The following is a 26,186-nucleotide window of genomic DNA, read 5'->3' on the forward strand; positions in this document are numbered from 1 at the left end:
CCGCGATGACCCGCTTTGCTAGGATGTAGCAGACCACCCCTGCCCCTTTTGTGAGTACCACTTTAGCGCCCCCATAAATTCTCGCTCGGTCCTACAGGTTGTTGGTCCTCCGGAACACCCGACTTGAGCGACCGGTTTCTGCAGATACACGGAAAATCAGGCAGCGCGACACGACCCGTTTTTGGTGCACGGCCGCGTTCGCGGTTAGCCGCCACCCGGCATTACATCGCCAAAACATTCCGCAGGAGCTCATGAGCGACCTAGCCGAGCGGTAGCGACGTGACCGGTACGCCGAATCTCAGCACTTCGAACAAAGCAAAAGCGGCAGAGAAATAGTAAGCGTTAATCAGCAACCCCCTTCCGTCGGAGGACGGACTCCGGGCAGGAAAGACAAAGGTTCTTGTGGGCTCAGGATATTTCGATCCGAATGGAGACGTTGAGTTAGGATATCACTAGTGCCAAAGGTTTGTGACACTACTCTGGGGCAGTGCAGCCGCAACTCGCAGATGGGCGCGTACCTTACGTGTGAGATAAGAAACACGATTCTTGCTGCAAAGACGATGGAAGCGATGAGCGCGGGTGCGCCAGGAATACGATGAAATTCGTCGTCAAATTCCTGTCGGGCGAGTCACCGGCCACAAAGCGTTACCCGCACGCGGTGCTTACACAGAACAACTGGGACGACTACGGCTACAAGACCACGTTTCAAGTCACCCTGCACGTAACGGCTGACGAACGCCATCACCTCGGCAATATCAAGATCATCGAAGCCCATCGCACTGGGGGCTACACCGAAATGCCGGAGAAACCCTTCAGCCGATTGTCGGCGGGCCATGCTTCGCTTGCCGCAGAGCTCGACTACTATGAAACGCTCTATAAACTAGGACGAAGCATCTACGAACCCTTCCTGAAAGGCCTGCGAGACGTCGCATTCGATGACGAGATAAAGGCCGAAGTCGAGGATAGCGAGGCGTTTGAGGTTTCCCTGCTACGCTTCGTTGGAGCGAAACGAACACTCGCTGATGCCGCTCGGTTGTTTCGAAAAGATGGGCTACCGGCTAAGCGGCGAACCAGGGGATTTAAGGTTAAGTTCAAGACGCGAACAGCGCGCACATCCGATTCGTTTGTGATTGAGTTCGACTTTCGGCGCCAAGGACGGCTGCCTAACCGGATCAACGCTCTGATTGGATATAATGGGACAGGTAAGACCCGAATACTCTCCAACCTCGCTATCGTCGCGAGCGGTTATGGCTACGGCAGCAAGAGAGAGATTCTTGAGAATGCTGCAGGGCGGTTCGTCGGTAATGCCCCACCGTTCAAGACGGTCGTCGTGGTATCGTACAGCGCGTTCGACACCTTCGTCATTCCGGGAAGCACGGAACAGGAAAAGGAGAGGCTTGAGGATAGCGGCGAGATATTTGGATATGTCTATTGCGGTCTTCGTGTGCGCTCTGGCGACGAAGATGCCTCCGCCAACGAGCGGCCGTATCGATTGCGCACACCGCTGGAGGTCGAAGCAGAATTTCTGGATGCTCTGAATCGCGTTCGAAAAGCTGAACGGTTGGAGACCTTACTGGAGGTGCTGAAGCCGCTCCTTAGGGACCCATCGTTCCAACGGATTGGGCTAACACAGTTCTACACTAATCGCGATGACGATGCATTGGCGGAGCTCTTCCGGGGACTGAGTAGCGGCCACAAGGTCGTCTTGAAGATCGTTACCGAGCTAACCGCACATATTTCGGGTTCCGAACCCACACTGGTTTTAATCGATGAACCTGAAACCCATCTCCATCCTCCCCTGCTCGCTGCGTTTCTGAAGAGCATCCGGGCTTGCCTTGAAACCTTTGACGGCTACGCGATTATGGCGACCCATTCACCCGTCGTATTGCAGGAAACCCCCGCGAAGTACGTACACGTTTTGCGTCGACATGCTGACGAGTCGCGAGTCGTATCACCGAGTGTCGAAACCTTTGCAGAAAGTATCGGCGTCATCACGCAGGAAGTATTCAATCTCAACGATGGATCGACAGACTGGCACGAAACACTGCAGGAATTGGCCCGTCGAAACAGCCTCGAGGAGATCGAAGAGGCATTCGGACGGAAGTTAGGCTTCGCAGCACGGTCCTACGTCCTAAGTGTTCGCGATGAGATGGAGGGCTAGCGGAATGCGCTCCATCCCGCTTCTCGCCGTCGACGCGACAGGTGTGTTCGACGAAATCGCCGCCGCAAAACGTCAGCCTAGGCGGCAACGGATCCAAGCCGTGCGCAGTAAAGTGCTAACGGCATACGAAGCGTACAATAACGTCGTTCCGGAGGTCGGTGGGCTTGCTAAGGTGCAGATGACCGACAAACAGAAGCACGCTATGCGCCACGCCTATACGGTAGAGACCCAGCCGATGACAAAGCTCCGCGGAGAGCTTTTGGAAAGGACAATTGTTGCACGATGCCCCTTCTGCGGGATCGGCGAAACTTCGACACTGGATCACTATCTTCCGAAGGAGGAATATCCGGAGTTTTCGGTCTTCCCGAACAATCTCGTCCCGAGCTGCTCTGTATGCAACACGCACAAACGAGTTTTGATCGTTGACGAAGGGACGAGTGTGAGGATGTTTTTACATCCCTGCTACGATTCGATACCGGACGAGAATTTTCTGTCGGTGCGCGTACGAATGGAGGCGGACGCGCTGATTCTGTCGTATGGCCTGCGCCAGCCAATCGGTATGGCGCTGGTTGTATTCCAACGTCTTAGAACGCATTTCAGCGAACTCAAACTGGCGAACCGCTACCGGCGCATGGCCTTTGAGCACTTGGGAGGACAGTACCGCTCCCTTCGGCGAACCTATGGACCAAACAAGAATCCCAAGCGCGTGGCTGAGCAATTAATCGAGGGTGCGGGCGATTTCGAGGACCGGTTCGGTCCAAACTACTGGCTGGCCAGATTATACCGAGCGCTAGCAGCTGATGCCGAGTTTTGTGGTGGAGGCTTTGAAGCCCTCCAAGTTCATGCTCAGCAGCAGTAGGCCTCCAGGTATCGATCTGCGAGACCGTCAAGCTCTCTTAAAGCGTCAATGACGTTCCTTTGTGGCCGGGGTTCAGAGATCGGAGTGCTCGCCCGACGAATAAATAGGCGCGCCGGCCAGAAGATCTCTGGCTCATGCAGAAGCGTCGAACACTTTGATAGAGCGAAAGCCGTTCAAACGAAGGCTTCCGCACAGTTGAATACTTGCTGGTAAAACGCACCCTTACAGGAATTGCGAACCGGATCGAGCGCGAGAATGGTTGGTTCCGAATCGCAAGAACATCCACAACGTTTAAAAAGCGTCCGTATGCGAGACGTAGAAAAAATTGGTCGAGGCGACCGGTGTGCTGTCATCAGCATACGCAACTCGTATTCTGCAAGGCGAAGGCAACCATATTCTAACTTAAGAACCGCAACTTATACGCGGGCATGCTCATACTAGGTCACGCGGGAGTCGGTAATACCGTTAGTTTACTCGAGGTCGAAGTCGAGGAGGAACTAGCACTAATGCAATGGAATTAAGCTGTAGCTGCCGTCAACCGGAACCGACATAACCGGCCTGCGACAACTGTCGGGAGGGAAAATCAAGTCCGCGCTTTATCCCAAGAATCTGTGATATTCTGCTTTCGCCTTTCGTAAACACCCGTTTGCGGAATAGGCGCAGCCTCGACAGCAGCGTTGTAGTCGCCAAGAATCAACATCAGATCAGCGGTCTTGTTCGGCTTGCCTTTCAGCGCCTCAAGCCGTTCAAGGACGAGACACACTTCATGCTGCGCCATCGAATAGTTGAAAGCGTCGCCGAGCACTTCGCGTGACACAAGAACAGTCATCACCACCAGAAAAATCCGTGAGAGGATGATATCCAGATCTTCCGAAAGAAACGGTACAATTGTGACAATCACGAGGATGGCAGCGAACGCTAGCCCGGCAAATCGTACCCAGGCTGTCCTCGCGCTGTACTTGAACAAATCGGCGGACCAGAAGGCGCTCTCATAAAGATTTTCGATCAGCCGATCCTCGCCTGGCGGTAGCCTACTTGCATAGTAATTGGTGTCGGCTTTGGCAGTGGCGCGTTTGCGGTCGCCGCCAAACGTCGCTTCGATGCTCTGATACTCATGAGCTGAGAGCTCATGCCCAAGGCCCTTCGCCAGTAATGTCGCCCGACGAACGCGCTCACCGTATCGGCGAAACCCTTGCTGCCGAAAACGGAGGCACGCAATGGCTGCTGCACCAACCAGTGACAGGCCCGCAGCCACTATGGCCAACTCCTGACCGGGCAGGAACACAGCGACGACTGCGATAACCGCCAAAACCCATTGGAGCCTTGAACTCCATCCCTGTGCCGTCTGCGCCGTATCGAACGCCTCGCGCGAAAACCCGATTAAATCCGTCAGTTTCTGGTCGACATCCGCCATCCGAATCACCTCTATTGTGCCGTAAGGCGCATTTTGTTGCGGACCGGCGTTGAACAAGATATGCTGAGAACACATATAGAACTATCGCTATATAGTGTGTTTTTCGGCGATCGCCCGTTCGGTCGCAATTTTTCTCGCGAGCTCGAACATGATCGATTGCCACAAGCATGTCGTCGCCTACCATAACGACGAAATCACCCTTCCTGAAGCTGAACGCGGCGAAATGCGCAACCGCCGGAACGCCAACCGAAACCGGATCAAGACCCGGCTGAAGGCGAACGAAAAGCCCGCGCCCGCGTTTTTTGCGAGCCAGGGCTCCTATGCCGATAAGACGATGGTTCAATATCCGGACAAGGACTACGACATCGACGACGGCGTCTATTTCCGCAAGGAAGACCTCCTAGGCCCCAACGGCGGTGAGATGACCGCCTTGCTGGCTCGCAAAATGGTCTTTGACGCAATCAATGACGGCTCGTTCAAGACCCCACCCGAGTTGCACACCAACTGCATTCGTGTCCTCTACGCCGCCGGCTACAATGTGGACGTGCCCGTCTATCGGATCGTCACAGAGACCGATATCTTCGGAAACGAGACCGCATATGTCGAACTTGCAGGAGCCGACTGGATTCGCTCGGACGCGCGCGACGTCTCTACATGGTTCGACGACGTCAACCAGTCCCGCAGTCCCGATACCGAAAACGGACGGCAATTCCGGCGTATCGTCCGGGATATCAAGAAACTGACCAACAGCCGTAAAAGCTGGCGCAAGCGTATTCTCTCCGGATACGGCGTCACGATCCTGGCCGCCGAATGCTACGTTCCGTTCGCCGGACGCGACGATTATTCTCTGCACGCCACTTTGCGCGCCATGCATAATCGGCTCAAATTCTCACTCGCCCTTCAGAGCCCGGTCGAGCCCTACGACCACGTCGCGGACCATGACGACGCCCGGTCGAAATATTTCAGGGCCAGGCTCGACGATCTGGAAAGCTGTCTCGACGACATCGCGGCGGCCGAGACCGAAGACGAAGCGCTTGACGCCTGGTCGGACCTTTATGGCGACGACTATTTCTCCGATCGCAAAGCAAAAGCGCAGACCGAAGCCCTTGAGACCAAGTCCGCGGATGGCTCCCTTCTCGGTCTTGGTCTTGCCGCCGCGGGAATCGCCGCCGGCGCTGCGGCTCTTTCAGCCGCCCGCGCCAAACCGTCATGGGAGCCCAGCCAAGCTGTCTCCAAGGGCGGCGGACGCACCAATGCATGACGGCGGGCGGAGTTATCAGCGAAGCGCGCACGGCGCTCGCCGACAGGCTCGGCGCCTATCTCCTGTCTGCCTTTGACGCTCAGCCCTTCAGCGCATCCGATCTTCAAGCCTATAACGGAAAAAAGGTCGATCGCGGCTGGCGCCTTCCGGGCGATCCGCCGCTTCATCTCTTGCTCGATCCCGAGTTTCCCTATGCGCCGCCCAGGATCGCGCTCCCTGACGAAACTCAACGTCTCCTCTGGCCGCATGTGGAAACCGCAGGTCTTCTCTGCGTCTTTCCCACCCAGACCAATATTGACGCCTTTGAACCGGAAAAAGTCGCCACCGCTCTGATTACAGACGCACGCGACTTGATTACCCGTAATCAGTCCGGCGATCTCGATGAGGAATTCCGAAAAGAGTTCCAGTCCTATTGGACCCTCGCGATCGATGACAAAGCTCCCTTCTATCGGTCACTCGTCGTGCCGCGCGGCCCGACGCGAAAGGTCAGGGTCTGGCGCGGCCAACAGAAATCCAAACTTATCCGTATTTTTGGCGACACCGATGAGGCGCTCAACTTGTGGCTCTCGAACGCATACGGATCGCCACCCAAGGAGGGGTGGCGCTTATACGACGCGTTGCTGATATGGCTGGAGCGTCCCCTCATACCGTCAGAATATCCCAATTCCGCGCGCGACATCGAAGCGTTGTTATCGTCCAGCGCGCCTCGAGCCGGTGACATCCTGCCCCTGCTTGATATCTCTCAGTCTACTGACGTGTTGATCGGAGCGCCTTCTGAGGTCGGCGCCTGTTTCGGCGCCGTCCATCTCGATAAACCCGATGCCAAAGCAGTTCAGAAAGGCTTTCGTCCAGGTCGTGCGCCGGCTGCACACGTAAAACGTCACGCCACCTCCCCCGCCCGAAAAGCTCGCAAGGGCATGGTTGAGCGGGTCGATAGTTCCTGGGTTCACGGTCGAGACTACAATGAAGATATCAAACGCCTGACTGACACTAACGTGATAGTCATTGGCTGCGGCGCTCTTGGCGCCAGTGTCGCCGTTCTGCTTGCTCAAGCCGGCGTCGGGAAGATGCGCCTTTTTGACGGCGAGAAGCTCGACCGTCCAAACACCTCAAGACATCCGCTCGGCGCGCGTCAGATTGGCGAAAACAAGGCCAATGCGCTCGCCGAACATATCTCTGGGCGGTTTCCGCATATGCGCAAAATCGAAGCTGTCCCCGAAGACTTGGTGGCGACCAATATCGATATCTATGCGGATATCAGCGAGGCCGATCTCGTGGTTTCCGCGACCGGCGAGTGGTCGTCGATGAGCCTCATCGCCGATGCCGCAGGCTTCTGGGGCGCGCCCTTGCAAACGATCTGGCAAGAGCCGCAGGCGCTTGCCGCCCATAGCGTTGTCACTTTTCGCAAAGGCCCCTGCCTGAGATGCGGTTTCAATCTGCTCGGCAAACCTCATTTCGAAGCAATCTTTCAGAATGAAGCAGATGTCTGGCGTCAGATTCCCGCCTGCGGCGGCGCCTTCACGCCTTATGGTGCGACGGATCTTGCCTACACCAGCGGCTTCTGCGCGGCTGAAAGCCTCAAACTTCTCAGCGCGACCCCCGTCAGAGCCCGCCATGCCCTATGGGCCGCCAGCGAGGATCGCCTCGCCCAAGTCGGCACTCGTTATACAGAGAATCTCATTGCGGCTTTCCATCCCTCCCCGCAGGGAGGCGTTTTGACTCGCGACTGGCCCGAATCCGCCTCGTGTCGGGTGTGCGCTGCATGACCTTTCCTTCCGCAATGTACGATCTGCCAAAACGGGCACTGGGCCCGCACGCCAAACGCCTCATCTTCACCCCCAAAACTTTGAAGGTATTGTATTCGGAACGCCAGTTGAAGCCGTATCAAAGCGAATCCGGTGGGCAGCTTTTCGGCGAATTCGCGAACGACGTTGTCACTGTTACAACCGCGTCCACGCCGTCACCCAAAGACCAGCGTAGCCGCTACAGATTCACGCGATCCCGCAATACGGAACAAGCAGAGATCGATCACGAGTTTTCAAATGGGCTTCACTACATCGGCGATTGGCACACTCACCCAGAACCAAGACCGGCACCGTCTTCTAAGGATCACTCCGGGGCCAGACGTCTCTTTCGAACATCTCGGCATGAATTACCGAATTTCCTCTTGGTAATAGTTGGGACAAGTGATGACCCTGCGGATCTGTACGTGGCTCTGGTGAACGGTCGCAGGTTAAAACAGCTTAGCTGAGCGCTTTCGAACGGGTCCAGACTGCCTCCGTGCGCAGGCAGCAGATGCACCTGGCCAGCGACTGCGCTACAATAACGTCCATGGCGCAGGATAATTCTCAACACGGCCGCCAATTCTTGACGGCGCACCAACCTGAAATCGAGCAAACGCTCGAAGGCGTCTACGCGTGGAATTCAGAGACCGCGAAGTACGGCGTCCTCTGGGTCTTCCTGACCTGGACATTCAGAGCTGCAGCTCTCATCGGGGCGCTTACCTCGACAGCAATGGCGCTCGTGCTCCTAATTTTGGGTAGCGACATTCAAGTTTTCGCCTTTGATCCCATTCGCCACCACACCTGGTTTCTTTGGGGTGCTGCGAGCATGGCATTTCTCGTCGGTTTTACGTTTTTCTCGCTAATCCACAGCGCAGTTCGCAAGTCCCACCAAGTTTCAATTGAGCTAAGCAAGCGGCGCTAGCAAACACGATTAGTCAGCCGTGAGACGGTCGGCGCCCGTCTTGAAATGTTCAATCTGACCGAAGGGTTGAAAATCGGGCATTCGTTCTTCATCTGACCGCTGCTGCTCTCCATCCACCGGCGTACTTCCCACCCCCGGAGACCGCTTCGCCTTCCGCCAGATATTCGCCTCGTCCTCCGACATCTCGTCGGGATCCTGCCGCGCGAACTCGTCCCACTCGGCATCACGGCTGTCCTGAACGCGGGACTGGACCGTCAGTTTGCGCAACCGCGCCAATTCTTCGTCATCACCCCGCATGGCCGCAACGCTCTGCTCGTGACGTTGGCCCGTCCAGTAGGCAGTGCCTTCGATTTGCTCCGCTCGAGCGGCGTTGAAAGTGACGTCCGATTGTGCCTCCGCGTCGGATCGATACTCAGCCCCCACCTGATCGATTGCTTCAAAGTCTGAGGGGCTTCCACCGGGACCCTCCGGCATGCGGAAACCTCCGAGTTCCGGCCGATCGAGAAGATGGGCTGCCTGATCCTCAATGAAGTTTCTTGCCTCGGCCTCCACCCACATGCGATCGGCGAGGTCGCCGCTGGTCCAGCGCCGGGCGGCTTCGTTGACGCCGATGACATGTCCGTCGCCACGCTCCTGGGTGGCCATGTGGTTGAGGAAGGCATTGTCCCAATTCGCGGTGAAGCCGGAGCCTTCGCGTTCGATATGGCTTGCGAGGTTTCGGGCGGCATCGGATCTGGCCTGGTAGTGTTCGAGGTCGCGGCTGGCGGTCTGGGACTCCTGGAGGTTTGCGGCGAAGGCTTCCCGCCAGGCATTGGTCTCCTGCCCGCTTTCGGAGGAAGAGCCCCGCTCGAAGGTCGAGACCACATCGTCGTATGTGTCCTGACTGCCATCGGTGCGGACGGCTTCCCGCGCGGCCTCGTAGATTTCCGAACGGCGCGCTTCCCAGGCGGCGGAGGCCTTCCCGCCCGCCTCGACTTTGGCCGAACCAAGAAGCGGGACGGTCACCCCCTTGCTTGCGGATGCCGCGATATAGGCCTCTATGGCCATGCGCGTGTCCTTGCCTTCGGCGAAGCGCTCGGCGAACCGGCTGGCATTGGTGAGGAGCTTGCTCGCCGATTCCGCCATGCGGGTGTCCTGACCATAACCGGTCACGTCCTCGAAACTCCGTCCCTCGTTCATCTGCCAGGTGAGGTCGGCGACGTTATGGGCGAGTGCCGTGCGGGCCTCGCTCGAGCGGTTGGCGGCGGCGTCCCGCTGCTCGAGGGACCAGCTCGCCTCGGATTGAAGCGCCGTCGAGAGACCGCCCTGGTAGTCGACATGGGTCGCGCCGCGGGAGATGGCACCCATGCCGTCATAGACCCGCGCCCCGCCAGCAGTCATCCGCATACGGCCGCCTTCGGGGGTGTTCCAGCTCCCCTCGCCCGTATCAACGAAGCTCGACGTCGCCAGCCGGTTCCCGTCCACGGAGTTGAACCGGTGGGTGTCGAAGCTCGTATTGCCGAGGCTCATATTGCCGGTGGAGGTTTCGCGAGCGGCGGACTGCGCCGCCATCTGCGCTGGGTGCAAGAAGCTCTGGCTCAGCCCCGCGAACGCCATGGCGCCGCGGCCGAGCGCGCCAGCGGCGAAGGGCACCATCAGGGTCATGTAGCCCGCGATCATGGCGATGTCGGAATGGACGGTCTCGATCCCCGTCTGGGTGACCAGCGTAATCGCCTCCCCCGAGGTCGGCGTGTAGGCGGCGCCGGCCGACCGAAAACCTGCCGTGCCCATCATGATCCGATGGAGGATCACATAGATCGGTCCCCAGGCCATGAGGGTGACGAAGCCCCCGACATAGCCGCGCAGGAACCGCTCGCCGATCGAGGGCAGGAGGAAGATCGGGAACAGGACCGGGAAGAGACCGTAGAAAAGCGCCTCGGCCACGGTCCGGAAGAGCGGCACGAAGCGTTCGGCGAGGCGTGAGCCCTGCCGGATGGCGTGCGCCATCTCGCTCTCCATGCGCGCCTGGCCATAGGCATCGAGCAGTGCGTCGGCACCAAGCTCCGCCCCCTGATCGCGCACCGCCTTGTCGATGAGATTGCCAAGGGTCGCCTGACGAATCTGGTCGGAGGCCGACCGGGCAGAGCCAAGGAAGAAGTCATGGGCTTCGGCGAGGGAGCCGAGAATCAGCGCCTGCGCCGCTGCCTCGGTGAGGTTGGGCGCCACCTGCTTGCCGTAGATCTGCGCGATCCGGTTCGCCTCCCCCGCCCAAAGGCCGTCGAGGGTCGTCGCCGCCTCATCGCAGGATTTGACCTCCGTCGCGCCGGGGCCAGTGACATATTCATAGAAGCGGGCCGGGTTCGGTGGCTGCGTGACAGTGACAAAGGTCCAGAGATCGTCCGTCTCCCGCAGATCCGTCACCGAATAGCGGTGCTCGAGAAGGTCGTAGAAGACGCAAGTCCGGATGAAGCCCGAAAGGTTCTGGCCGAAGGTCGCGTCGGTCACCCGGAAAGACATCGAATCCTTGAAGAGCTTCGAGCCATAGATGAAGCCGTTCTCCTGATATTCGAGGTCGGTGGGAAGCGCGAAGGCGGTCTCGGTCACTTCGGTGAACCGGTCGCCGACGGTGGTGGTGAGGCTCGCAATAAGCGCGAGACCGAGGGGCACATTGGCAACGGTCGCACCGGGCAGCCCGGGGTCGAAGCGGTCCGTGATCTGCACTTCCACCTTCGGAACGAGGAGGCAGAGATAGATGATCAGGCTGGTGACGAACCAGCGGATGGTCGTCCAGAAATTGAGCGAGAAGGCGGTCTGGAAGAGAACGAAGAGAAGGCCGAGGACGAGGGACAGCCTGAGGGCCGAGGCGAAGGCGCCCATGCCGACCACGGCCGCAACGGCGTTGAACATGTCGCGGATGAACTCGCCGCCGCCATAGGTGATGACCTCCATTCACCGCTCCCCTAATAGCTCGCGTTCCGCGAGAACTGATACGCGTCAGCGAGATCCTTGGAGAGCCGCCCGGCGAGCTGACGCTCGATCGCCTGGGTTCTGGCGATCACCTGTTCGATGACCTCGACGCGCGCATTGTTCTCGAGCTGATACTGGAGCAGGAATTCGCGCTGGCGGGTCAGCTGCTCCTTCCAGGCGACCACGCTGTCCCTGGCGCCCGACGTCGCCGTCGAGCCCGCCTCGCTGAGCATTTCGGCATAGCCTTCGAAGAGGCCGTAGAGGAGATCGATAGCGATGATCTCCGCATAGGACTGAATGGTCTGATCGGCGAAGACGCCTTCATAGGCGGCATGGACGTTGATCATCTTGTAGACCGGCAGGCTCGTCACATTGAGAAAGGCCTGCTCATCCGCCGTGAGGGCCGTCCGGGTCCGGACCTTGCCCATGATGTCGGCCAGCATCTGGCTGACCCGGGCTCTAAGTCCGTCACTTGAAGCGATGGTCACACTGCCGCCGGTCGTCGGCGCGAGACAGAGATCGTCCGGGTCCGTTTCGCATTCATAGATATCGATGGTGCCGCCATCGAGGAAAGCGGAGATGACCCCCGGATCGAGCATTTTGGACGGCAAGAACTGATAGCTTTGCGCCGCGTCGTCATCGGCGCCAGCGGTCAGGATCTCCGTGCCCGACAGGGTCATCAGGAACTGCATCAGTTCCCGGTCGCCGGAGATCACGGGGTGCTTCTTCAGTGCATCCCAGGCGATGTTGATGTTCTGGGGGATCGACGCCTTTTCCTCGACGCTCGCGCCGGCCAGCACATTCGACCGCTCGCCTTCCGAGCCGCACCCATGGCGAGCGGCGACCCAGTCGGGATAGAGGCCGCGACGGGACGCTGACGCCTCGCAGATGACACGGCTCGCCTGATCCGATTGGGGCCAGACAGCCGCGACGGCCAGCTGACCGCTCTCACAGGAATTGATCGCCATCTGATTGATCCGTTGGGCGACGGACTGAAGCTCGCCCACCTTCTCCGCGATGACGGGGCTGATGGTTTCGAGCGCCACCTGGAAGGCGAAGCTCGCCGCATTGTTCGCGACCGACTTCATGAAGGCGACGAGTTCGGCGGAGTTCACATAGGAGAAGCCGCCGCCATAGATGTCGATGCCGCCGCACCCCGCCCGGTAGCCGGGCATCTGGATGTTGACCGGTGACAGGCTCCGCTGCGGCGTCCGCACATAGACATTGCCGAAGGTGTAGTAGCCTGCCCGCTGGCCTTCGAAGCTCGACGGACCGGTGACATTGGCCGCGACGCCGAGATCGTTCCAGAACTGGTTCATCTCAGCATTGACGTCGGCGGCGGCGCTTGTGGGCATCGAGAGGCCGTACACGAAAGAAGCGACAGCAGCGGGCAGTTTCAGGAAACGGCGCATGGCAGGATCTCCTCGGGTTCAAGAGTGCGTTCGCCAAAGGCATCGACGAGGGCGAAGCCTTCGGCATGGATGAAGTCCGCCATGTCGCGGACATGGGCGCCGCGGCAGGCCGAGACGGCCGGTGCCAGGGACCAGAGGGCGACGAGGCGCAGGGCCCGGCGGCGCGGCAGGTCGCCCTTAAGGAGAAGCCGCAGCCGCGCGGCATCCCGTTCCTCGCGCGATATGGGCACGAGCGCGACGCCCTTGCTCGTCAGCCACGCCTCGGCCGCAGTTTCGAGATCAAGGAGCGTCATCAATAGTCCTGCCCCATCTCTTTCTGGGTGAGGACGAAGATCCGGTCTTCGAGCTCAGCATGGGACACGATCCCGAAGGCGACCGGCGTCACGGCCCTCGTCTCGGTGTCGAAGAGCACAAGGGCGGGCGTCGGCGAGCCTGCCAGACCGAGCCGCTCCATCTGCCCCCGATCGATCACAGCGTCGGGGAAGGACGGGTTCGGCCCCCCATCGAAGCTGACGGCCTTCACCGTCAGGTGATGGGTATCGGCAAAGGCGCGCAGGATGGGCGAGAACTCCGTGCACGCCGAACAGCTCGCCGCGTAGAAATAAAACAGCCCGTAGCGGTCCCTGAGATGGGCGAGGGTTGCCCGACGATCTTCCTTCCGCCCATCGAGCCAGGCCTGCTTGGCGATACCGCTGACAGGCCTCAGGAGATTGTAGTCGAGGCTGGGATCGGTCCAGAGGAGCCGCCGCCAGACGTCCGAAAAGGTGCTCGCCCGGTCGAGCTGCTCGCGCTGATAGACGATATAGTCGCGGACGGCCGCTTCGGTGGGACGCAGCACCGCTTCGGCGCGCAGTTCCTCGAGCCGCTCCCGCACGCCCGCCATTTCCTCGATCGCCGAGACGGGTGCCGCCGGTGCATCAGGTGTGGCGCGCTCGGGTTCCTCGGGCCGCTCACAGTAGAAATAACGACCCAGCTGGCGCTCTGCGCAATAGAGCGGATCCTCCTGCGCTACGGCGGACGCAAGCAACAAAGCGGCGGCCAGCGCCGCCTCAGCAATTGGGCGGGCACGCAAAGGCATCGATGATCCGTGTAGTGATGGCAGCAGAGGTGGCGTCCGTGTCCGGCCCGACAAAGGTATCGAGAACGCCGTCATAGAATTCGGAGAAGTCCATGAGGCTGAGATCCAGGGATTGGAACAGGGCGACGGTGTAGCCGGAGCAGTCGGGCGTCTTGGTGCTGCCCCAATCCCATCCGACCTGCGGCCGTCCCTGCTCGTGAATGAGACGGGCAAGGACATTGTTGAAGCAGCAGAAGGTCTTGCGCTTTTTGAGGCAGATCCCGAACAGCGTCCGGTCGCTGCAATAGGTGCCAACATAGTGGCAAAGGCCGGCGGATTGCTTGTTGGCGAGCGCCCGATCATCGGCGGAGCAGTCGAAGCCGATATCGGTCAGGAACCCGTCATCTCGGCAACAATTCTGGAGCCCGGCGATGGCCTTGTCGCATTTGTGGTACTCACCGGGAAAGATGGTGAGGGTGGCGTCATCGACATCATCCTGAAGCTGACCCATCATCGAGAGCGCAGAGACGGCTTCGGGGAACTCGTCATTCTGCGGACGGGTCAGGGTCTCGCAATCCCCATCGATGCAATAGACATCCTCTTCGCAATAGCCGACCGCCCCGCCCGGTGCGCCCGCCGTCTCGCAGACATATTGATACTCAGTGGCCCGGCACTCTCCGGTCAGGTCGTCCGTGGAGAGACAGGTTGACCCCTCGAGGATGCAGCCCGCCGGCACATCGCAATCGGTCACCTCGCCGCCCAGGCTCGAACAGGTATAGGTTCGTTCATAAGCCCAGCAGTCGCGGGTGATGTCGACGCCGCCGATCGCCCGGGTCTCGGGTCCCTCCACGCAGGTCTCGCCGAGAAGCGTGCAGTTCGGGTCGGCCGTGTTCGCGTCGCAGGCAGCTGTGTTCCACGCCTCGACGGGCGTGCCTGGCACTGTGCGAACAGGCGACCGGCCGTCGATCAGATCGATGTCGCAGGTCGTACGGAAGCGGCGCGGTGTGCAGATCGTGACGCCCGTCTTCCAGTCCGGGAGGCAATCGCCGCCCCCGTGAAAGGCGAGCGGGCCGCAGGACGCCTCACTGCCGAGGGTTGCGCAGAAGGGCTCAGGCTCCCAAGAGAGGTCGCCGTCCAGGAACGTCCACAAGCATTCGAATTCATGGCGGCTCGGAACCGTGACGTCGAGCGGGACCCGGCAGCGATCTTCAAAGCTCAGAAGCGTCTCACCGGAATTGCAGCTGTAACGGTAGCGCGCCCCGCCGGTCCCGCCCGAGACGGTCACCGTGCAGTCGCCATAGGTGCCGGAATATTCCGACACAATGCTGGTCGCATCGCCTTCGATGGCGAGTCCGTTGGCCGTCCAGGTGGCAAGCTCCGCCAGGGTCACCACCGGACGGGAGACGATCGCCGTGCTGACGACCTGACCCTCCTCATGAATCGCGAGGGAGCTGAGCCCGGCGGATTCGAGACCTTCGGGGTTGGAATAGTGGCCCGTCTCCGCCGGATCGCCCGTGACAAAGCTCGGCACACTGTCCGCATCGACCGTTTGCGTGGCGCTGGCTTTTACCTCTCCTTCGAGACCCGCCGCGAGGTCTTCGGCTTCCGCCCTGGCCTCGTCGCGGGTCATGTCCTGGGCGCTGACCGTGGCGGGCACGACAAAAAATAGGATGGCCCCGGCGACGCCGATCATGATCTTGGCGAAGGCCGCCGTCGCCGGCCATTTGGGAAAGGCCTGAAGCCAGAGCGTTATGCCTGCCGCAATCGTCGACAGGCAGCAAAGACCCAAGGGGCAGAGATAGACGCTCATGGCTGTGCCTCCCATCGCTTTAGGGAAGCACGCGCCTGAAGCGCCGCGTCGGTGCCCTCGGATGCGAGCGCCGACAGGGCCGCGCCCAGTGACATGTTGCCGGCGATCCGGTCATGGGGCGGCGGAGGCGCGTCGCAGTCGAGACCATCGCAGTCGGGGAGTGGCGCCCTCGTCGCGATGAAGGCCGGGACTTCGGTCACCCGGAAGATCCGGAAGGCCCGCGGATCGATCACAACCCCGCCGAGAAGATCCTGTCCTGTGTCGGCCCCGAGCAGTGCTCGCATGCGGGTGGCGGTCTCCTTGAGGGAGCCGCCCACGAAGCCCTGAAGCAGCACCGGCACCTGGGCCTTGTGCGCGTCGAGCACCAGCTGGCGGAGACTTTGCTCGGGCATCGAAAAACTGACGAAAACGAGGACGCCAGCAGGGCCTGACGTCTCCTGCCGCGCGGCACTGACCACACCGGCATCGGCCACCATTGCGTCGAGGTCTACCGGCTCTGTCGTGTCACTGGGCGCAGCCGCCTCGCCCCATCGTCCGTGGACGGTCTCGGTGAGCGCCCTCGCCTCCTCGGCATAGGCCTCGGCCCGAGCGGCGACTTCAGCGGCGAAGGCCGCCGCTTCGGCTTCAGCGTTGCGAACTGCCTCCTCGATCGCCTTCCGATCGATCCCATCCTGCGCCTGACCCGGAGCCACGGACATCAGCGAGGCGCAGAGGATGGCCATCCCTATCCGGTCAGAAGACACAGCAATTCTCCTTCTGCCAGACGAGAAAGCCGTAATCCTCTCCGATCACCGGGATGGTCCTGCCGATCTCGTAGAGGACGTTGGAGGCGCCCAGGGTGGGGCAGGCCCACCGCCCGGCGACGTTCGGCACAGGATTGACCAGCTGAAGTCTGTATTCGGACTTCTTGATCATCGGGTTCGGCCAGTTCTGGCAGACATGGCCGGAGCCCGAATGCTGCCAGCCGATCCCCTGGCGATGGAGCTTGTAGAGAAACCGTTCGGCCGCGAGGCTCGCCCCTTGGACATGGCCGTATTCTGCGGCGATGTTGCCATCCATGGGGTACATCGAGCCATGGCACCCCGCGCACCAGAAGAGCTGGTCCACCGGCAGATGGGCTGACGCGGCGACACAGTCGGCGGCGCAGGCCGCCTGAGCGATCGGGTTGGCGAAGACGACCGCTTCGGGGTTGAGGAGAAAGGTCAGCTCGTCATTGTTCCAGAGGGGATCGATCTCGGTCAGATAGAGAAGATCGAAATCGGCCGTCTGCATGCACCCGAAATCGGTCAGGAGCTCGAGCCAATAGATCAACGGATACATGTAGTAATGGACGTGCCAGGAGCCGACATCGTCCTCATTGTCGGACTGACCTGAGGACTTCGCACCGATGGAGAGGCCAAGGTCGATCCGTGTGCCGCCGAGATTGGCGAAGCAATAGGGCTTTTTGGTGACGTCCATCAGTCGGACGGGCTCCCAATAGCCGATGGAAAGCCCGATCCGGACAAAGGGCGGCAACGGGATCGGACAGGTGCAGATGGGGCTCGGCGGATTGGCCGTGTCGGGCCGCGAGGACGGCCAGATCGGCGCCGCACCGAGGGAGATCGGGAAAAGACACGACCAGCAGATATCCGTGATCGGATTGACGAAGGTGCCGCCGCAGGTGGGAGCATCGGCGCGCGCCGGAGGCGTCATAAGGTACGCGATCGCAGCGAGGATCAGAGCCGGCCGTCTCATGGCATCACCTCCTCGACGAGGAGCAGGTCGCCTTCGCGGGATACCCGGGCGGGAACTTGCGTGATTCCAAAACGGGTGGTCAGCGTCCCGCCCTGATCGAAGAAAATCTGCCGTTCCCAGTCCCGGGTCAGCTCGAGCACAGGTCCGGCGACGAGGATGAGCGAGAGGAGCGCCTCTCCGTCGTGCATCCGATCTTTCGCCCAGGCGACCTGCCGCTCGTCATCGCCGTCGAAGAAGAGAAGCGTCTGCCGCATCGGCACATAGTCGAGCGGATTGAACCGTTCCCCTGCCCGCGCGATCACCTGACCGTCCGGCGTGACGATATCGTCGAGCACCGTGATCGTCGGGTCGACATGGAAGCGGCGCGGGGTGTCCGTCCGGGTCAGGCCGGGCACGGGTGACGGTCGCTCGGCGGAAGCCAAGGCTCGCTGACGGAGCCTCTCATTGATCCGATCGATCTCGCCCGCCGCCTCGAGCCGCGCGAGCTTACCGGCAATTTCGGCGAAGAGGTCTGGTTCGGTGACGGGGAAGACTGCGCCCCTGACCCCGAGATCCTTCGCGGTTGCCTCAGAAGAGAGGGCGAGCCACGCCGCGAACGCGATCGCGCGGTACATAGCCAATCTCCTGATAGCGAGAGTCGAAGGAATCCTTGTGAGGTGTCAGGACGAAATAATGCCCGTCCGGCACCACCCCGCAGGGGCCGAGATGGAGGATATCGCCGGCTTGGCTCACCTCCTTGGCGAGGGCGATCTCACGGCCCTCAAAGAAGAATCGGCGGCCGTCGCAGGTGATCAGATCGCCCGGTCCCGCCACCACCTGCTTCACAAAGGCAATGTCGTCATAATACGGATTTTCCGGCGGCCAGAAGTCGATATAGTCGCCGACTTGCGGCTCAGCCCGCTTGTCGACGACGAAGGCCCAGAAGGGCAGAGACTCCGTCCAATTGATCGAGACATACCAGCCGCGGTCCCAGGCCAGCGCCGCTCTGGTCATGGCGAGGAGGAGGAGAAGCAGGGCCAACAGCCCGAGCTGCCGCCAGCGCTGATTGGTCTTCATCCGGCGCGGTAGCGCGCTCATGGTCTTTCCTCCGCTGGCGGACGGAGGTTGGCGGCAACGGCCAGCGCGTCGAGGTCGCGTTCCATCCCTTGAAGAAGCCCGGTGGCGCCAGCGCCATCATAGGTCGGCGGCATGGCGCCCCGGCGCGCGGCGAGATCGGCCGCATAGGCACGGGCCCGCAGGCGCACCTCCTCGGTGAAGTCGGGGACCTGCGCGCCGAGGACGGCTTCCGACGCAAGAACAATTACCCCCTCCTCCGCGGCGAGTTCGCCAATCGCCACATCGAGGGCGCGGGAGAATTCCGCCGTACGGGTCTCCGCCTCGAAGGGCGTCACCTCCGGGCCAAGGGTCGAAAGCATATGCTCCTGGACCAGCGACCGCAGGGACACCGAGATGAAGACCGGCGGATCGGGCTGACGCAGCGTGAGGGTCAGGGCTGCGGTGCTCAGCGAGACCGCGACAGCCATCCCAGCAAGCACTAGACGCTTGGTGGTTTTGTCCGTCTCGCGGATGAGGATGGCGGGCGGCGTCGCATCAGCCATGACGCGCCCTCCTCTTGGTCATCCGATCGCCCCAGCGGACGATCAGCACGCTCGTCAGATTGATCCCGAAGACAAGCGTCAGAAACTGCGTGAACGCGCGCTGGCGATCCGGCTCGGCGCTCAGCATACGGCCGGTATAGTTCTCCACGAAGAGCGCCGTCGAATGGGCATTGAAGCCGTTCAGCAGCAAGACCAAGAGCACCATCACTCCGAGCGCGAGAAGCACCGCATGCAGCCCCTCGCCGAGGACCGTCCCGGTCACGCGGCGTACGCGCCGGAGGTGCCGAGTCGCTTCACTCCGCGGCATGGCGCACCTCCTTGTCTTGATGGCGGAAGGCGACGCGCTCGACGGCCTCCGCTACTGTGAGACCCTGGGCTTCCAGCGCCTCGATCTCGGCAAAGGTCCGGGCATCGGACGAGAAAAGGGTCGCCGAGAAGGGATCGAGCACCAGCCGGCCCACATGGCGGCCATGGGGTCCCATGATCAGCATTTCGGAATATTCGCCTGCGGAAACCGACAGGGAGCGGATGATGTCGGCGGTGTGCGCGTCGATCGACAGGCGCTCGGATTTGAGGACCAGAGCAATCGCCTCGGGTTTCAGTTTGAGGACGATGCACCAGTCGGAGTTCTCAAAGGCTGCCTTGGCCCCTTCGGTGCGGTAATAGTCGTCGATCCCTTGGGTGCCGGTGATGATGGCGCCGCCATATTTGCGGCAGCGACGGGCGAACCCCGCGATGAACTCTCCGGCAGCCCCGCGCCCGAGAAGCGCCCAGGCCTCGTCGATCACCAGCGCCATCTTCTCGCGCCGATCCGCCATCATGCGCTGATTGATCAGGAACATGAGCGCCAGCATGACAACGGCGCGCAGTTCGGGCTTGGCCTCGAGATCCTTCATCTCGAAAACCGCCAGCGGGTTGTCGATGACGAGGCTCGCCTCGCCGTTGAAAAAGGGGCCGTAGAGCCCGGCCGTCGTGTAAGGACGAAGGGCGTTGGCAAGCTTCACCCCTTCGGCGCCCTGCTCCTTCAGTGCCGCGGCGACATCGTCGATCCCGGCGAGGATGCCCCTCGCCTTCCAGACCTCGGCCACGGCACTGTCGATGAGACCCCGCTCTTCGGCCGTGGCGCGCTCCTCGCCCTTGGCCATCTGTTCGATCATGGCGCGAACGAGGGTCAGGCTCTCGGTGGCGTAGTCGCCGTCTTCCTTCGCCTTTCGCTCGTCGAGCAGCGAGAATGGGTTGAGGCAGACATCAGCCTCGAGGGTGAACTTCACATGCCGTCCGCCAAGGGCCTCGCACATATGCTTGAAGCTCTCGCCATCGTCGATGACGGTGACATTGGTTCCTGCGCCTCTCAGCCCGGTCACCAGTTCCTGCATCAGGACCGATTTGCCGGACCCGGAGGATCCGATGATCGCGACATTGTGGTTGCCCGCCCCCTGATTGCCGAAGGGCGACCAGAAGAAGGGCTGGCCCCGCCGCCCCAGAAGCATGAGGTCCGGGGTGGACATACCGAGATATTCGCCCTGGAGCGGCGCAATCTGGACGCAGGTGTCGGTGACCATGAAGCGAAGACGCCGAAGCTTCTGAAGGTCCGCGCCGAGCCCGTCGGCTAGGGTCAGGGGCAGACAGGCGCCCAGGGTCTGGGTGGCGACGAACCGGTCCTTGGCGAGTTCCCACCCCATACCGCGATAGAGGGAGCGGACGGCCCGCTCGGCGGCTTCGGCCTCGCCTTCGGGTGCCACCATGATCAGGAAAGATCCGGCGCGCACGAGCCTTGCGCCATCGCGCACCCGCTCGCGGACCCATTTCCAGTCGTCAGCCTTGTCTTTGAGCTCGGGCAGGAAGCGGACCATATTGGTCGCGGCCTGCTGCTCCGCCCGCCCGAACTTCGCCGCCGCGAGATCGTTCGAGCTCTCCTTCGACCCGAACGCGATAGCGAGGCAGGAGAGCACCGGACAGGGAAGCCGCAATTGATCATTGAGCGGATGGCCGATGGCAAGGGCCATCCCGCCCTGGTCGAAGCGCTCTGGAAACTTCCGCGCCGAAAAGGCCCGCACATCGAAGCGCCCGGTTCGGTAGTCCTCGAGCTGGGTGGTGCCTGGCGCTTCGAAGGGGGACCGGTCGGCCGGCGCGATGGTCTCGAAGAGGAGGCGGTCGGCCTCCACCCGGAGGCTCGTGTCGGGCCTGACGATCTGCCGGTCGAGGAGCTCGGCCGGATCGTAGCCAGCGCTTGCCCGCGTCACCGCGAATTGCGGGTTGAGGACCTCGTCGAGAAACCGGATCAGACCGTCCGGTGCGACAGGCCGTGATGCGACGCCCAAGGATTTGAGGGCCTGGGCGACATTGCTCCTAAGCCCCTCGAGCTGGTGGCGCACCTCCGGTGACGCATCGCCCTCCACGCCCAAGGCGACGAACACCCGGAACTGCCGTGCGAGGAAGGGGGCGTGGGCGGACAAGGAGCGGAAGGCGCCGCGGCGCAGATGATCGACCCGGTGGAGGGCCAGCGTCTTGAAGACGCCCGCCTCGCCGCCCCTTGCTGTCGCCCAGCTATCGAGGACAGGTCCGATCCGCGGGCTCGCCCAGTTCAGGATCTGAAGATAGGCATTGTCCGGAATGCCGTCGGAGAACATCTCGGCCAGCACCGAGACCACCGTCTCGTCGGCGCCTAAGAATGGAACGACCTCCAGGATCCAGCCCGTGGACGCGGCATTGAGGTAGAGCGCTTTTTCTTCGTCCCAGAGCCGGTAGGGCAGCATTTCCGAGAGCCGGTCGAGGCTGGTCTCGCGGCGGACGCCATCGAAGAGCGAGCCTTCGCCCGTCAGCGCCGCACCGACGCGATTGATGAGACCGAGCGGATCAGTCGTCACGATCCCCTCCTTCGGAGGCGAGCCGCGTGCGCGGCTCCGTCGGCAGCGGCGCGGTCGCAGCAATGGAGGTGGCCTCCGGCCTGGCGACCGGCGTGCGCGCCCATCCCCCCGTGCTCATGACGGCATAGATCACACGGCTCGCATGATAGTGGCCATGGGCGTCGATCATCGGCGCCAGGACGATCCGCGCCACCTCATCCCCGGTGCGGGTCAGGGCCATGCCGTCCTCTTCCAGGCCGACGGTGACGAGGGGTGAGGACGGTGTGGCGGGGCCACGGATCGGCAACGGCCCGGTCTCGCCAACTACGCTGCGGTCGATCGCGGCAATGTCGGCGCAGACGCCATCGACCCGCGGACAGCTCCACGTGCCGGCAACATTCTCGAGGCGCATGGTGCTGGAACAGCCTGTCACAGCGAGAGCGAAAAGCGGGATGATCAGGGCACGGGTCATTGGACCGTCTCCTCGGCCTGCCCTTCGGCGATCCAGGCGCGCAAAGTATCGATGTCGCGGAAGCCGGCCGTCACCGCGCCGTCAGGCCTTAAAAAGGTCGGCGTGCCGGTGAGACCGATGCGCTGGGCCGCTTCTCTCGCTGGCGCGACGATATCCCGGTCGCAGCTCCCGGCAGGAAGGCTGCGCGCGGCATAGTAAGCCGCGAGCGCGGCTTCGGGATCCTCCGCGCAGCCAATGGCGCGGCTTGGGCCTTCCGACTGCGCCATGCCGACCAGAAACTCATGGGCTTCGATATCCGGGGCGTCGTGCAGCGCCGCGGAGAGGCGCTGGCAGTAGCCGCAATGAAGGTCGGAGAAGACGGCGACCTTCAGCGCACCGCCTTCATTGCGGATAATGGCGCTGTCCCAAGGCAAATCGGCCCAGCGGAGCCCGACGGCGGGCGCCCCCTCGATGTCAGCAGACGGCGCAATCACGGCGAGGGTCCGCTCGGTCAGGTCGACCTTGGCCTCGAGATCATAGACGCGGCCGATAAAAGCGTGCCGCACCGCCTCGTCGACATAGAAGACAGTCCGACCGGCGATGACCTGGCAGAGCGGGCCGAAGCCCTCGCAGTCGACCGCATCGACCGCCGTATCGGTAAAACGCTTGGCGACCTTGCCCTGAACGTCCGGCGTCTCCTGCGCGAGGCTTGGCGAGGCCAGCGTTACCGCAGCGATCATCACGCCGCCTACGGACAGATTATGTCTCAGACTTCCCATTCGGTCCTCCATCCTCTCGAAGTCTTTGCGGCGAGGACGACGGTCGCGCCGCGGTGGAAGGCGCGCTGCACATCGGCAGGCGCGGGGCCTTGCCGACCGAGCCTGACGATGAGGGCGCCCATGAAGGGTTGCAGAATGCGCCGGACGGGTCCGGGCGTGGGGAGCGGGCGCCCGGTGGGGGCAAGGCCAGCCGGCGCATTCTGCAATGGGGTGCGACGGAAGCGGATCATTGCGTCCCTCGCGCATAGAAGCCGGACAGGAAGACGATCTCGACATCGATGCCGGTCGGCATCTCGATCACCGGCTGGTACTGCTCGGCGCGATCGATGAGGTAGTCGGAGACCGTGTCGGCTGCCGTGGCGAGCCCTTCGCCAAAGCCGCCCGCGGCGATCTCCCCGGCCGACAGATTGTCCTGACCGATGATGGTCGATCCGCCCGCGGTGCCCGCCGCGAAGATCTGATCCGTGTTGCGCGCGATGCCGCGGCCAAACCCGCCAACGACGCCAGCCACGAGCGCCTTGGAGACGATGTCCCCTTCCCGCGAGACCACCCGGCCCCTGACCCCAACCTTGCCAAGCTGGGCAATGTACCCTTCGACCGGGCTCTCGGCGACTTCGCCGTCACCCCGGTCACAGGTGATCTTCTGGAGCTTCACATAGACCCGCTCGGAGGACAGCTCCGCATGGGCCGCCCCATTGACGAGACAGCCGGTGAGATCGACGTCCAGTTGGCGTCCGTTCTGCAGCACAGACCGCGCTGGCCCGGTAATCCGTAAAAGGACGGGTTTGGGATCGGCGGAAAGACGGACGCCGGTCGACATGTCGACGCCCACCAGCACATGTGCCGGGGCATAGGCGTTGGGCGGGACGTAATCGCCCTCATCGAGCCGGAACACCGCGGGCTCGAGGACCCGTGTGTCGAGGGCTTCCGTCGCCGCCGCGAACTGCAGGACCTGCACGGTCCGCGGGATGACCGGCTCGACGCTCAAGGGTTGGGGCGCCGCGCCCGAAGGCAGGACGCCCCGCCGCCCGAAGGGATCGCCGATGGCAGAGGGTTCGGACGTCGGCAACCCCAAGGCGGGTTCGGTGCGGGTGCTGACCGAGGCAACGCGGCCCGCCATGTCCTCCACCATGGCGGCGGCATCGTCGCGGGTCTTCTGGAGGTCGGCGCGGGTCGCGGCGAGTTCGAGGTCGCGGGAGCGCAGGGCCTCCTTGAGGGATGTGTTGTCGGCCTCGAGCCGGGAGATGGCGCCCTCCACGGCGGCAAGCCTTGTCCCGGTTTCGGAAAGAAAATCGTCCGCCATGCCAGGCGGGTTGATGACGTCGGTCATCGCCTTGCGCCGCCGTAGATCCTCCGCACGGGTTTGATTATCGGCCCCGTCGCCGGAGAAGATCCAGACGCTGGCCGCCGCGACGGCGGCCGCGCCGGCGCCGTACATCAGGAGCCGTTGCCGGGTGAGGCGCTTCTTGTTCTCCTCGCTCACGGCTGCCCCCGATCGACGATGAGGACGGGGACGGATGCGCCGGGACCGAGAACACGCGGTCCTTGGATGGTCACCGCCGCAACGCCCGGCGCCAGGAACAGGCTTTCCTCGATCGCCACGTCACCGCGGCTCGGATTGCGGGCAATCAGCACACGTCCCTGAAGCGCGTCGCTTTCATAGGTTGCCCGGACCGCGAGGCGCAGCGTCCCGGCGGCCCGCTCGCGAACAACCGGCCGCTTGATCTCATAGCCGTCGAGCAATGCACTGGCCCACATGGCGCGGGTCAGGGCGACGACTTCCTCATCGAGCGACGTTTCGGCAAGCGCCCGTTCCGTCTGGCGGCGGGCAAGGTCAGGGTTTCGCACCTCGATCTGGGTGGACGGCGTCGCCTTGGCCGCAAGCTCGACCTGATAAGTGTATCCTGCCCGCGTTGTGACGAAGAAGCTCGCCGCGCCGACGGCCTCGCCCTGGCGGGGCAGCCGACCGAGGGTCAGATAGAGATCCCCCGTGGCGGGCTCGTGCTGGATCGAGAACCCGGCCCCCTCTCCGCCTTCGGCCATCTGGACCGACGCCGCGGCATCGCTCGTAAAGCGCAGCCGCGTGATCCCACTGGCGCTCACATAGCCGGTGACGACACCGCCATCGGAGGCTTCGACGATTTGTTGGGCATGGGCCGCCGCGCTAAGACAGGCCGCACTGGCGGCGGAGATAAGGAGGGTCCGAATCATCGCGTCGTCTCCGCTTTGATAAGCGGCGCCTTGGGCGCGCGCGCCTCGTCGGCCGTGATGGGATAGAAATCCTCGAGCCAGAGCCGCATGGCCTCGAAACGCCAGTCGGCGGCATAAAGCGCGGGATCGGAGGAGACCCGCTCGGGGCCCAGATAGGTGTGAAGCTCGCCGCGGATTTCGGAATAGAGCGTCAGCGGATCGACATAGATCTCCGCCGGATAGAAGACCGTCGCCGTCTTGGTGGCGATCAGTCGCCGTTCGGTCTCCATCAGCGCCGACTCGATCTCGCCATGGGTCGAGGGGTGCGCGAGGCGGAGAATGTTCTCTCTGAAGTAGGAGAGATTATGGGGGTGCCGGTTGAGGAACAGCCCGGCCACGTCGCGGGTCACCTGTTCAAGATATTCAGGCGACGGTGCACGGGCGCTGATCGCCGTATCGGACAGCAGCGTCGGCGTCAGGATGACATGCCGGTCGCGCGTCGCGATGAGATAGGTCTGAAGAAGGCCGGTGACGCCGAGGAGCAGCGTGAAGACAGCCAGGACGTTCCGTTGGCGGAGGGCCGTCTTGAGGCGGGTATAGGAGACGTTCGTGTCCATGGTCAGCCCGCCAGGTCCCGCTTGTAGGAGGACAAGGTCCGCTTGAAGGCGAAGAGGCTTGAGGGCAGCACCCAATAGGCAGCGTATCGTAAGAGGTTGAGGCTCTCGCCCTTCTTGAACTTCTTGAGCGCCCAGACACCGACAAAGCCGGCGAGGATCCCTTCGACGAAGCGCGACAGGACGATCCCGAGCATGAAGCCGCCGATCAGGACGATAAATTCGTCGATCGTCCAGAAGGCGAGCTTTTCAGGCTCGTCGAGGGTCGCCGGGATACGGGTTCTGTCCGTCTGCGCCATGATACTTGCTGCCGGATGCCGGATGTCGGATCGAGCACGCCCCCTCTGC

The 26,186-nt window shown here is 62.3% G+C and carries 26 protein-coding genes; 6 read left to right on the plus strand and 20 right to left on the minus strand.

All coding sequences use genetic code 11. The features are described from left to right. Positions 1 to 595: 595 nt before the first annotated feature. Positions 596 to 2,161 carry an AAA family ATPase gene (locus PB2503_RS00100; protein WP_013299176.1) on the plus strand — a complete coding sequence of 522 codons (1,566 nt, stop codon included), beginning with the start codon at positions 596 to 598 and terminating at the stop codon, positions 2,159 to 2,161. Between the two features lie 4 nt (positions 2,162 to 2,165). After that, positions 2,166 to 3,020, plus strand: a complete 855-nt coding sequence (locus tag PB2503_RS00105; protein WP_013299177.1) for an HNH endonuclease — start codon at positions 2,166 to 2,168, stop codon at positions 3,018 to 3,020. Between the two features lie 583 nt (positions 3,021 to 3,603). Here the strand turns inward: PB2503_RS00105 and PB2503_RS00110 are convergent. After that, entirely contained in the window at positions 3,604 to 4,434 is an 831-nt protein-coding gene (locus PB2503_RS00110) for a hypothetical protein (protein WP_013299178.1), read from the minus strand. Between the two features lie 148 nt (positions 4,435 to 4,582). Between PB2503_RS00110 and PB2503_RS00115 the strand changes: the two genes are divergently transcribed. From PB2503_RS00115 to PB2503_RS00125, 4 genes are all read left to right on the plus strand, one after another. Next, entirely contained in the window at positions 4,583 to 5,695 is a 1,113-nt protein-coding gene (locus PB2503_RS00115) for a cyclic GMP-AMP synthase DncV-like nucleotidyltransferase (protein WP_148235131.1), read from the plus strand. Further along, the gene (locus tag PB2503_RS00120) at positions 5,692 to 7,461 is read left to right on the plus strand and encodes an E2/UBC family protein (RefSeq protein WP_013299180.1); all 1,770 of its coding nucleotides are present in this window, start codon (positions 5,692 to 5,694) and stop codon (positions 7,459 to 7,461) included. The genes PB2503_RS00115 and PB2503_RS00120 overlap by 4 nt, the downstream gene beginning before the upstream one ends. A gap of 14 nt (positions 7,462 to 7,475) precedes the next feature. Continuing rightward, a complete protein-coding gene (locus PB2503_RS15110; protein ID WP_420798265.1) occupies positions 7,476 to 7,946 on the plus strand; it encodes a Mov34/MPN/PAD-1 family protein in 471 nt (156 codons plus the stop codon). Positions 7,947 to 8,026: 80 nt separating this feature from the next. After that, entirely contained in the window at positions 8,027 to 8,401 is a 375-nt protein-coding gene (locus PB2503_RS00125; protein WP_148235132.1) for a hypothetical protein, read from the plus strand. A 9-nt stretch (positions 8,402 to 8,410) separates the two neighbouring features. Here PB2503_RS00125 and PB2503_RS13575 read toward each other — a convergent pair whose 3' ends face one another. From PB2503_RS13575 to traL, 19 genes are read right to left on the minus strand one after another with little or no spacing between them, the layout of a single operon-like run. After that, entirely contained in the window at positions 8,411 to 11,329 is a 2,919-nt protein-coding gene (locus PB2503_RS13575; RefSeq protein ID WP_013299182.1) for a conjugal transfer protein TraG N-terminal domain-containing protein, read from the minus strand. Positions 11,330 to 11,340: 11 nt separating this feature from the next. Next, positions 11,341 to 12,759, minus strand: coding sequence for a conjugal transfer protein TraH (locus PB2503_RS00135; protein ID WP_013299183.1), 1,419 nt, complete (start codon positions 12,757 to 12,759; stop codon positions 11,341 to 11,343). Further along, on the minus strand, positions 12,744 to 13,052 hold the full coding sequence (locus tag PB2503_RS00140) for a hypothetical protein (RefSeq protein ID WP_013299184.1): 309 nt from the start codon (positions 13,050 to 13,052) through the stop codon (positions 12,744 to 12,746). The genes PB2503_RS00135 and PB2503_RS00140 overlap by 16 nt, the downstream gene beginning before the upstream one ends. After that, on the minus strand, positions 13,052 to 13,837 hold the full coding sequence (locus PB2503_RS00145) for a conjugal transfer protein TraF (protein ID WP_013299185.1): 786 nt from the start codon (positions 13,835 to 13,837) through the stop codon (positions 13,052 to 13,054). The genes PB2503_RS00140 and PB2503_RS00145 overlap by 1 nt, the downstream gene beginning before the upstream one ends. Beyond that, positions 13,809 to 15,626 (minus strand): conjugal transfer protein TraN, encoded by a 1,818-nt coding sequence (gene traN, locus PB2503_RS00150; RefSeq protein ID WP_013299186.1) that lies wholly within the window; start codon positions 15,624 to 15,626, stop codon positions 13,809 to 13,811. Before traN ends, PB2503_RS00145 begins: the two co-directional genes overlap by 29 nt. Next, positions 15,623 to 16,369, minus strand: a complete 747-nt coding sequence (gene trbC, locus PB2503_RS00155; RefSeq protein WP_148235133.1) for a type-F conjugative transfer system pilin assembly protein TrbC — start codon at positions 16,367 to 16,369, stop codon at positions 15,623 to 15,625. Before trbC ends, traN begins: the two co-directional genes overlap by 4 nt. Next, positions 16,359 to 17,360, minus strand: a complete 1,002-nt coding sequence (gene traU, locus PB2503_RS00160) for a conjugal transfer pilus assembly protein TraU (RefSeq protein WP_013299188.1) — start codon at positions 17,358 to 17,360, stop codon at positions 16,359 to 16,361. Before traU ends, trbC begins: the two co-directional genes overlap by 11 nt. Beyond that, a complete protein-coding gene (traW, locus tag PB2503_RS00165; protein ID WP_013299189.1) occupies positions 17,357 to 17,974 on the minus strand; it encodes a type-F conjugative transfer system protein TraW in 618 nt (205 codons plus the stop codon). The genes traU and traW overlap by 4 nt, the downstream gene beginning before the upstream one ends. Next, positions 17,928 to 18,437 carry a S26 family signal peptidase gene (locus tag PB2503_RS00170; protein ID WP_013299190.1) on the minus strand — a complete coding sequence of 170 codons (510 nt, stop codon included), beginning with the start codon at positions 18,435 to 18,437 and terminating at the stop codon, positions 17,928 to 17,930. The genes traW and PB2503_RS00170 overlap by 47 nt, the downstream gene beginning before the upstream one ends. Then, positions 18,434 to 18,958 carry a TrbI F-type domain-containing protein gene (locus tag PB2503_RS00175; protein ID WP_013299191.1) on the minus strand — a complete coding sequence of 175 codons (525 nt, stop codon included), beginning with the start codon at positions 18,956 to 18,958 and terminating at the stop codon, positions 18,434 to 18,436. The genes PB2503_RS00170 and PB2503_RS00175 overlap by 4 nt, the downstream gene beginning before the upstream one ends. Continuing rightward, complete coding sequence (locus tag PB2503_RS00180) at positions 18,951 to 19,265, minus strand: hypothetical protein (RefSeq protein WP_013299192.1); 315 nt, start codon at positions 19,263 to 19,265, stop codon at positions 18,951 to 18,953. Before PB2503_RS00180 ends, PB2503_RS00175 begins: the two co-directional genes overlap by 8 nt. Further along, complete coding sequence (gene traC / locus PB2503_RS00185) at positions 19,252 to 21,825, minus strand: type IV secretion system protein TraC (protein ID WP_013299193.1); 2,574 nt, start codon at positions 21,823 to 21,825, stop codon at positions 19,252 to 19,254. Before traC ends, PB2503_RS00180 begins: the two co-directional genes overlap by 14 nt. After that, positions 21,815 to 22,276, minus strand: coding sequence for a TraV family lipoprotein (locus tag PB2503_RS00190; RefSeq protein WP_013299194.1), 462 nt, complete (start codon positions 22,274 to 22,276; stop codon positions 21,815 to 21,817). The genes traC and PB2503_RS00190 overlap by 11 nt, the downstream gene beginning before the upstream one ends. Next, positions 22,273 to 23,034: a DsbC family protein gene (locus tag PB2503_RS00195; RefSeq protein ID WP_013299195.1), complete on the minus strand. Its 762-nt coding sequence runs from the start codon at positions 23,032 to 23,034 to the stop codon at positions 22,273 to 22,275. The genes PB2503_RS00190 and PB2503_RS00195 overlap by 4 nt, the downstream gene beginning before the upstream one ends. Next, positions 23,022 to 23,264: a hypothetical protein gene (locus tag PB2503_RS14630; RefSeq protein ID WP_041534831.1), complete on the minus strand. Its 243-nt coding sequence runs from the start codon at positions 23,262 to 23,264 to the stop codon at positions 23,022 to 23,024. Before PB2503_RS14630 ends, PB2503_RS00195 begins: the two co-directional genes overlap by 13 nt. After that, the gene (locus PB2503_RS00205) at positions 23,261 to 24,517 is read right to left on the minus strand and encodes a TraB/VirB10 family protein (RefSeq protein WP_013299196.1); all 1,257 of its coding nucleotides are present in this window, start codon (positions 24,515 to 24,517) and stop codon (positions 23,261 to 23,263) included. Before PB2503_RS00205 ends, PB2503_RS14630 begins: the two co-directional genes overlap by 4 nt. After that, on the minus strand, positions 24,514 to 25,245 hold the full coding sequence (locus PB2503_RS13580) for a type-F conjugative transfer system secretin TraK (RefSeq protein ID WP_013299197.1): 732 nt from the start codon (positions 25,243 to 25,245) through the stop codon (positions 24,514 to 24,516). The genes PB2503_RS00205 and PB2503_RS13580 overlap by 4 nt, the downstream gene beginning before the upstream one ends. After that, positions 25,242 to 25,841, minus strand: a complete 600-nt coding sequence (locus PB2503_RS00215) for a type IV conjugative transfer system protein TraE (RefSeq protein ID WP_013299198.1) — start codon at positions 25,839 to 25,841, stop codon at positions 25,242 to 25,244. Before PB2503_RS00215 ends, PB2503_RS13580 begins: the two co-directional genes overlap by 4 nt. Positions 25,842 to 25,843: 2 nt before the next feature. Then, complete coding sequence (traL, locus tag PB2503_RS14635) at positions 25,844 to 26,137, minus strand: type IV conjugative transfer system protein TraL (protein ID WP_013299199.1); 294 nt, start codon at positions 26,135 to 26,137, stop codon at positions 25,844 to 25,846. Positions 26,138 to 26,186: the final 49 nt, after the last annotated feature.

Source organism: Parvularcula bermudensis HTCC2503 (assembly GCF_000152825.2).
In the GTDB taxonomy this organism is placed as follows: domain Bacteria; phylum Pseudomonadota; class Alphaproteobacteria; order Caulobacterales; family Parvularculaceae; genus Parvularcula; species Parvularcula bermudensis.

What these genes read in the sequence shown, in the direction of transcription:
- PB2503_RS15110 (WP_420798265.1), top strand. Translation starts at nt 7,476, where the DNA reads ATGTACGATCTGCCAAAACGGGCACTGGGCCCGCACGCCAAACGCCTC.
- PB2503_RS00105 (WP_013299177.1), top strand. Translation starts at nt 2,166, where the DNA reads ATGCGCTCCATCCCGCTTCTCGCCGTCGACGCGACAGGTGTGTTCGAC.
- PB2503_RS00175 (WP_013299191.1), bottom strand. Translation starts at nt 18,958, where the DNA reads ATGGCTGATGCGACGCCGCCCGCCATCCTCATCCGCGAGACGGACAAA.
- PB2503_RS00110 (WP_013299178.1), bottom strand. Translation starts at nt 4,434, where the DNA reads ATGGCGGATGTCGACCAGAAACTGACGGATTTAATCGGGTTTTCGCGC.
- traN (WP_013299186.1), bottom strand. Translation starts at nt 15,626, where the DNA reads ATGAGCGTCTATCTCTGCCCCTTGGGTCTTTGCTGCCTGTCGACGATT.
- PB2503_RS13575 (WP_013299182.1), bottom strand. Translation starts at nt 11,329, where the DNA reads ATGGAGGTCATCACCTATGGCGGCGGCGAGTTCATCCGCGACATGTTC.
- PB2503_RS00170 (WP_013299190.1), bottom strand. Translation starts at nt 18,437, where the DNA reads ATGAGCGCGCTACCGCGCCGGATGAAGACCAATCAGCGCTGGCGGCAG.
- PB2503_RS00215 (WP_013299198.1), bottom strand. Translation starts at nt 25,841, where the DNA reads ATGGACACGAACGTCTCCTATACCCGCCTCAAGACGGCCCTCCGCCAA.
- PB2503_RS00125 (WP_148235132.1), top strand. Translation starts at nt 8,027, where the DNA reads ATGGCGCAGGATAATTCTCAACACGGCCGCCAATTCTTGACGGCGCAC.
- PB2503_RS00100 (WP_013299176.1), top strand. Translation starts at nt 596, where the DNA reads ATGAAATTCGTCGTCAAATTCCTGTCGGGCGAGTCACCGGCCACAAAG.
- PB2503_RS00135 (WP_013299183.1), bottom strand. Translation starts at nt 12,759, where the DNA reads ATGCGCCGTTTCCTGAAACTGCCCGCTGCTGTCGCTTCTTTCGTGTAC.
- PB2503_RS00195 (WP_013299195.1), bottom strand. Translation starts at nt 23,034, where the DNA reads ATGGGAAGTCTGAGACATAATCTGTCCGTAGGCGGCGTGATGATCGCT.
- PB2503_RS00115 (WP_148235131.1), top strand. Translation starts at nt 4,583, where the DNA reads ATGATCGATTGCCACAAGCATGTCGTCGCCTACCATAACGACGAAATC.
- PB2503_RS00140 (WP_013299184.1), bottom strand. Translation starts at nt 13,052, where the DNA reads ATGACGCTCCTTGATCTCGAAACTGCGGCCGAGGCGTGGCTGACGAGC.
- PB2503_RS00120 (WP_013299180.1), top strand. Translation starts at nt 5,692, where the DNA reads ATGACGGCGGGCGGAGTTATCAGCGAAGCGCGCACGGCGCTCGCCGAC.
- PB2503_RS13580 (WP_013299197.1), bottom strand. Translation starts at nt 25,245, where the DNA reads ATGATTCGGACCCTCCTTATCTCCGCCGCCAGTGCGGCCTGTCTTAGC.
- PB2503_RS14630 (WP_041534831.1), bottom strand. Translation starts at nt 23,264, where the DNA reads ATGATCCGCTTCCGTCGCACCCCATTGCAGAATGCGCCGGCTGGCCTT.
- traW (WP_013299189.1), bottom strand. Translation starts at nt 17,974, where the DNA reads ATGTACCGCGCGATCGCGTTCGCGGCGTGGCTCGCCCTCTCTTCTGAG.
- PB2503_RS00190 (WP_013299194.1), bottom strand. Translation starts at nt 22,276, where the DNA reads ATGACCCGTGCCCTGATCATCCCGCTTTTCGCTCTCGCTGTGACAGGC.
- traL (WP_013299199.1), bottom strand. Translation starts at nt 26,137, where the DNA reads ATGGCGCAGACGGACAGAACCCGTATCCCGGCGACCCTCGACGAGCCT.
- PB2503_RS00145 (WP_013299185.1), bottom strand. Translation starts at nt 13,837, where the DNA reads ATGCCTTTGCGTGCCCGCCCAATTGCTGAGGCGGCGCTGGCCGCCGCT.
- PB2503_RS00180 (WP_013299192.1), bottom strand. Translation starts at nt 19,265, where the DNA reads ATGCCGCGGAGTGAAGCGACTCGGCACCTCCGGCGCGTACGCCGCGTG.
- traU (WP_013299188.1), bottom strand. Translation starts at nt 17,360, where the DNA reads ATGAGACGGCCGGCTCTGATCCTCGCTGCGATCGCGTACCTTATGACG.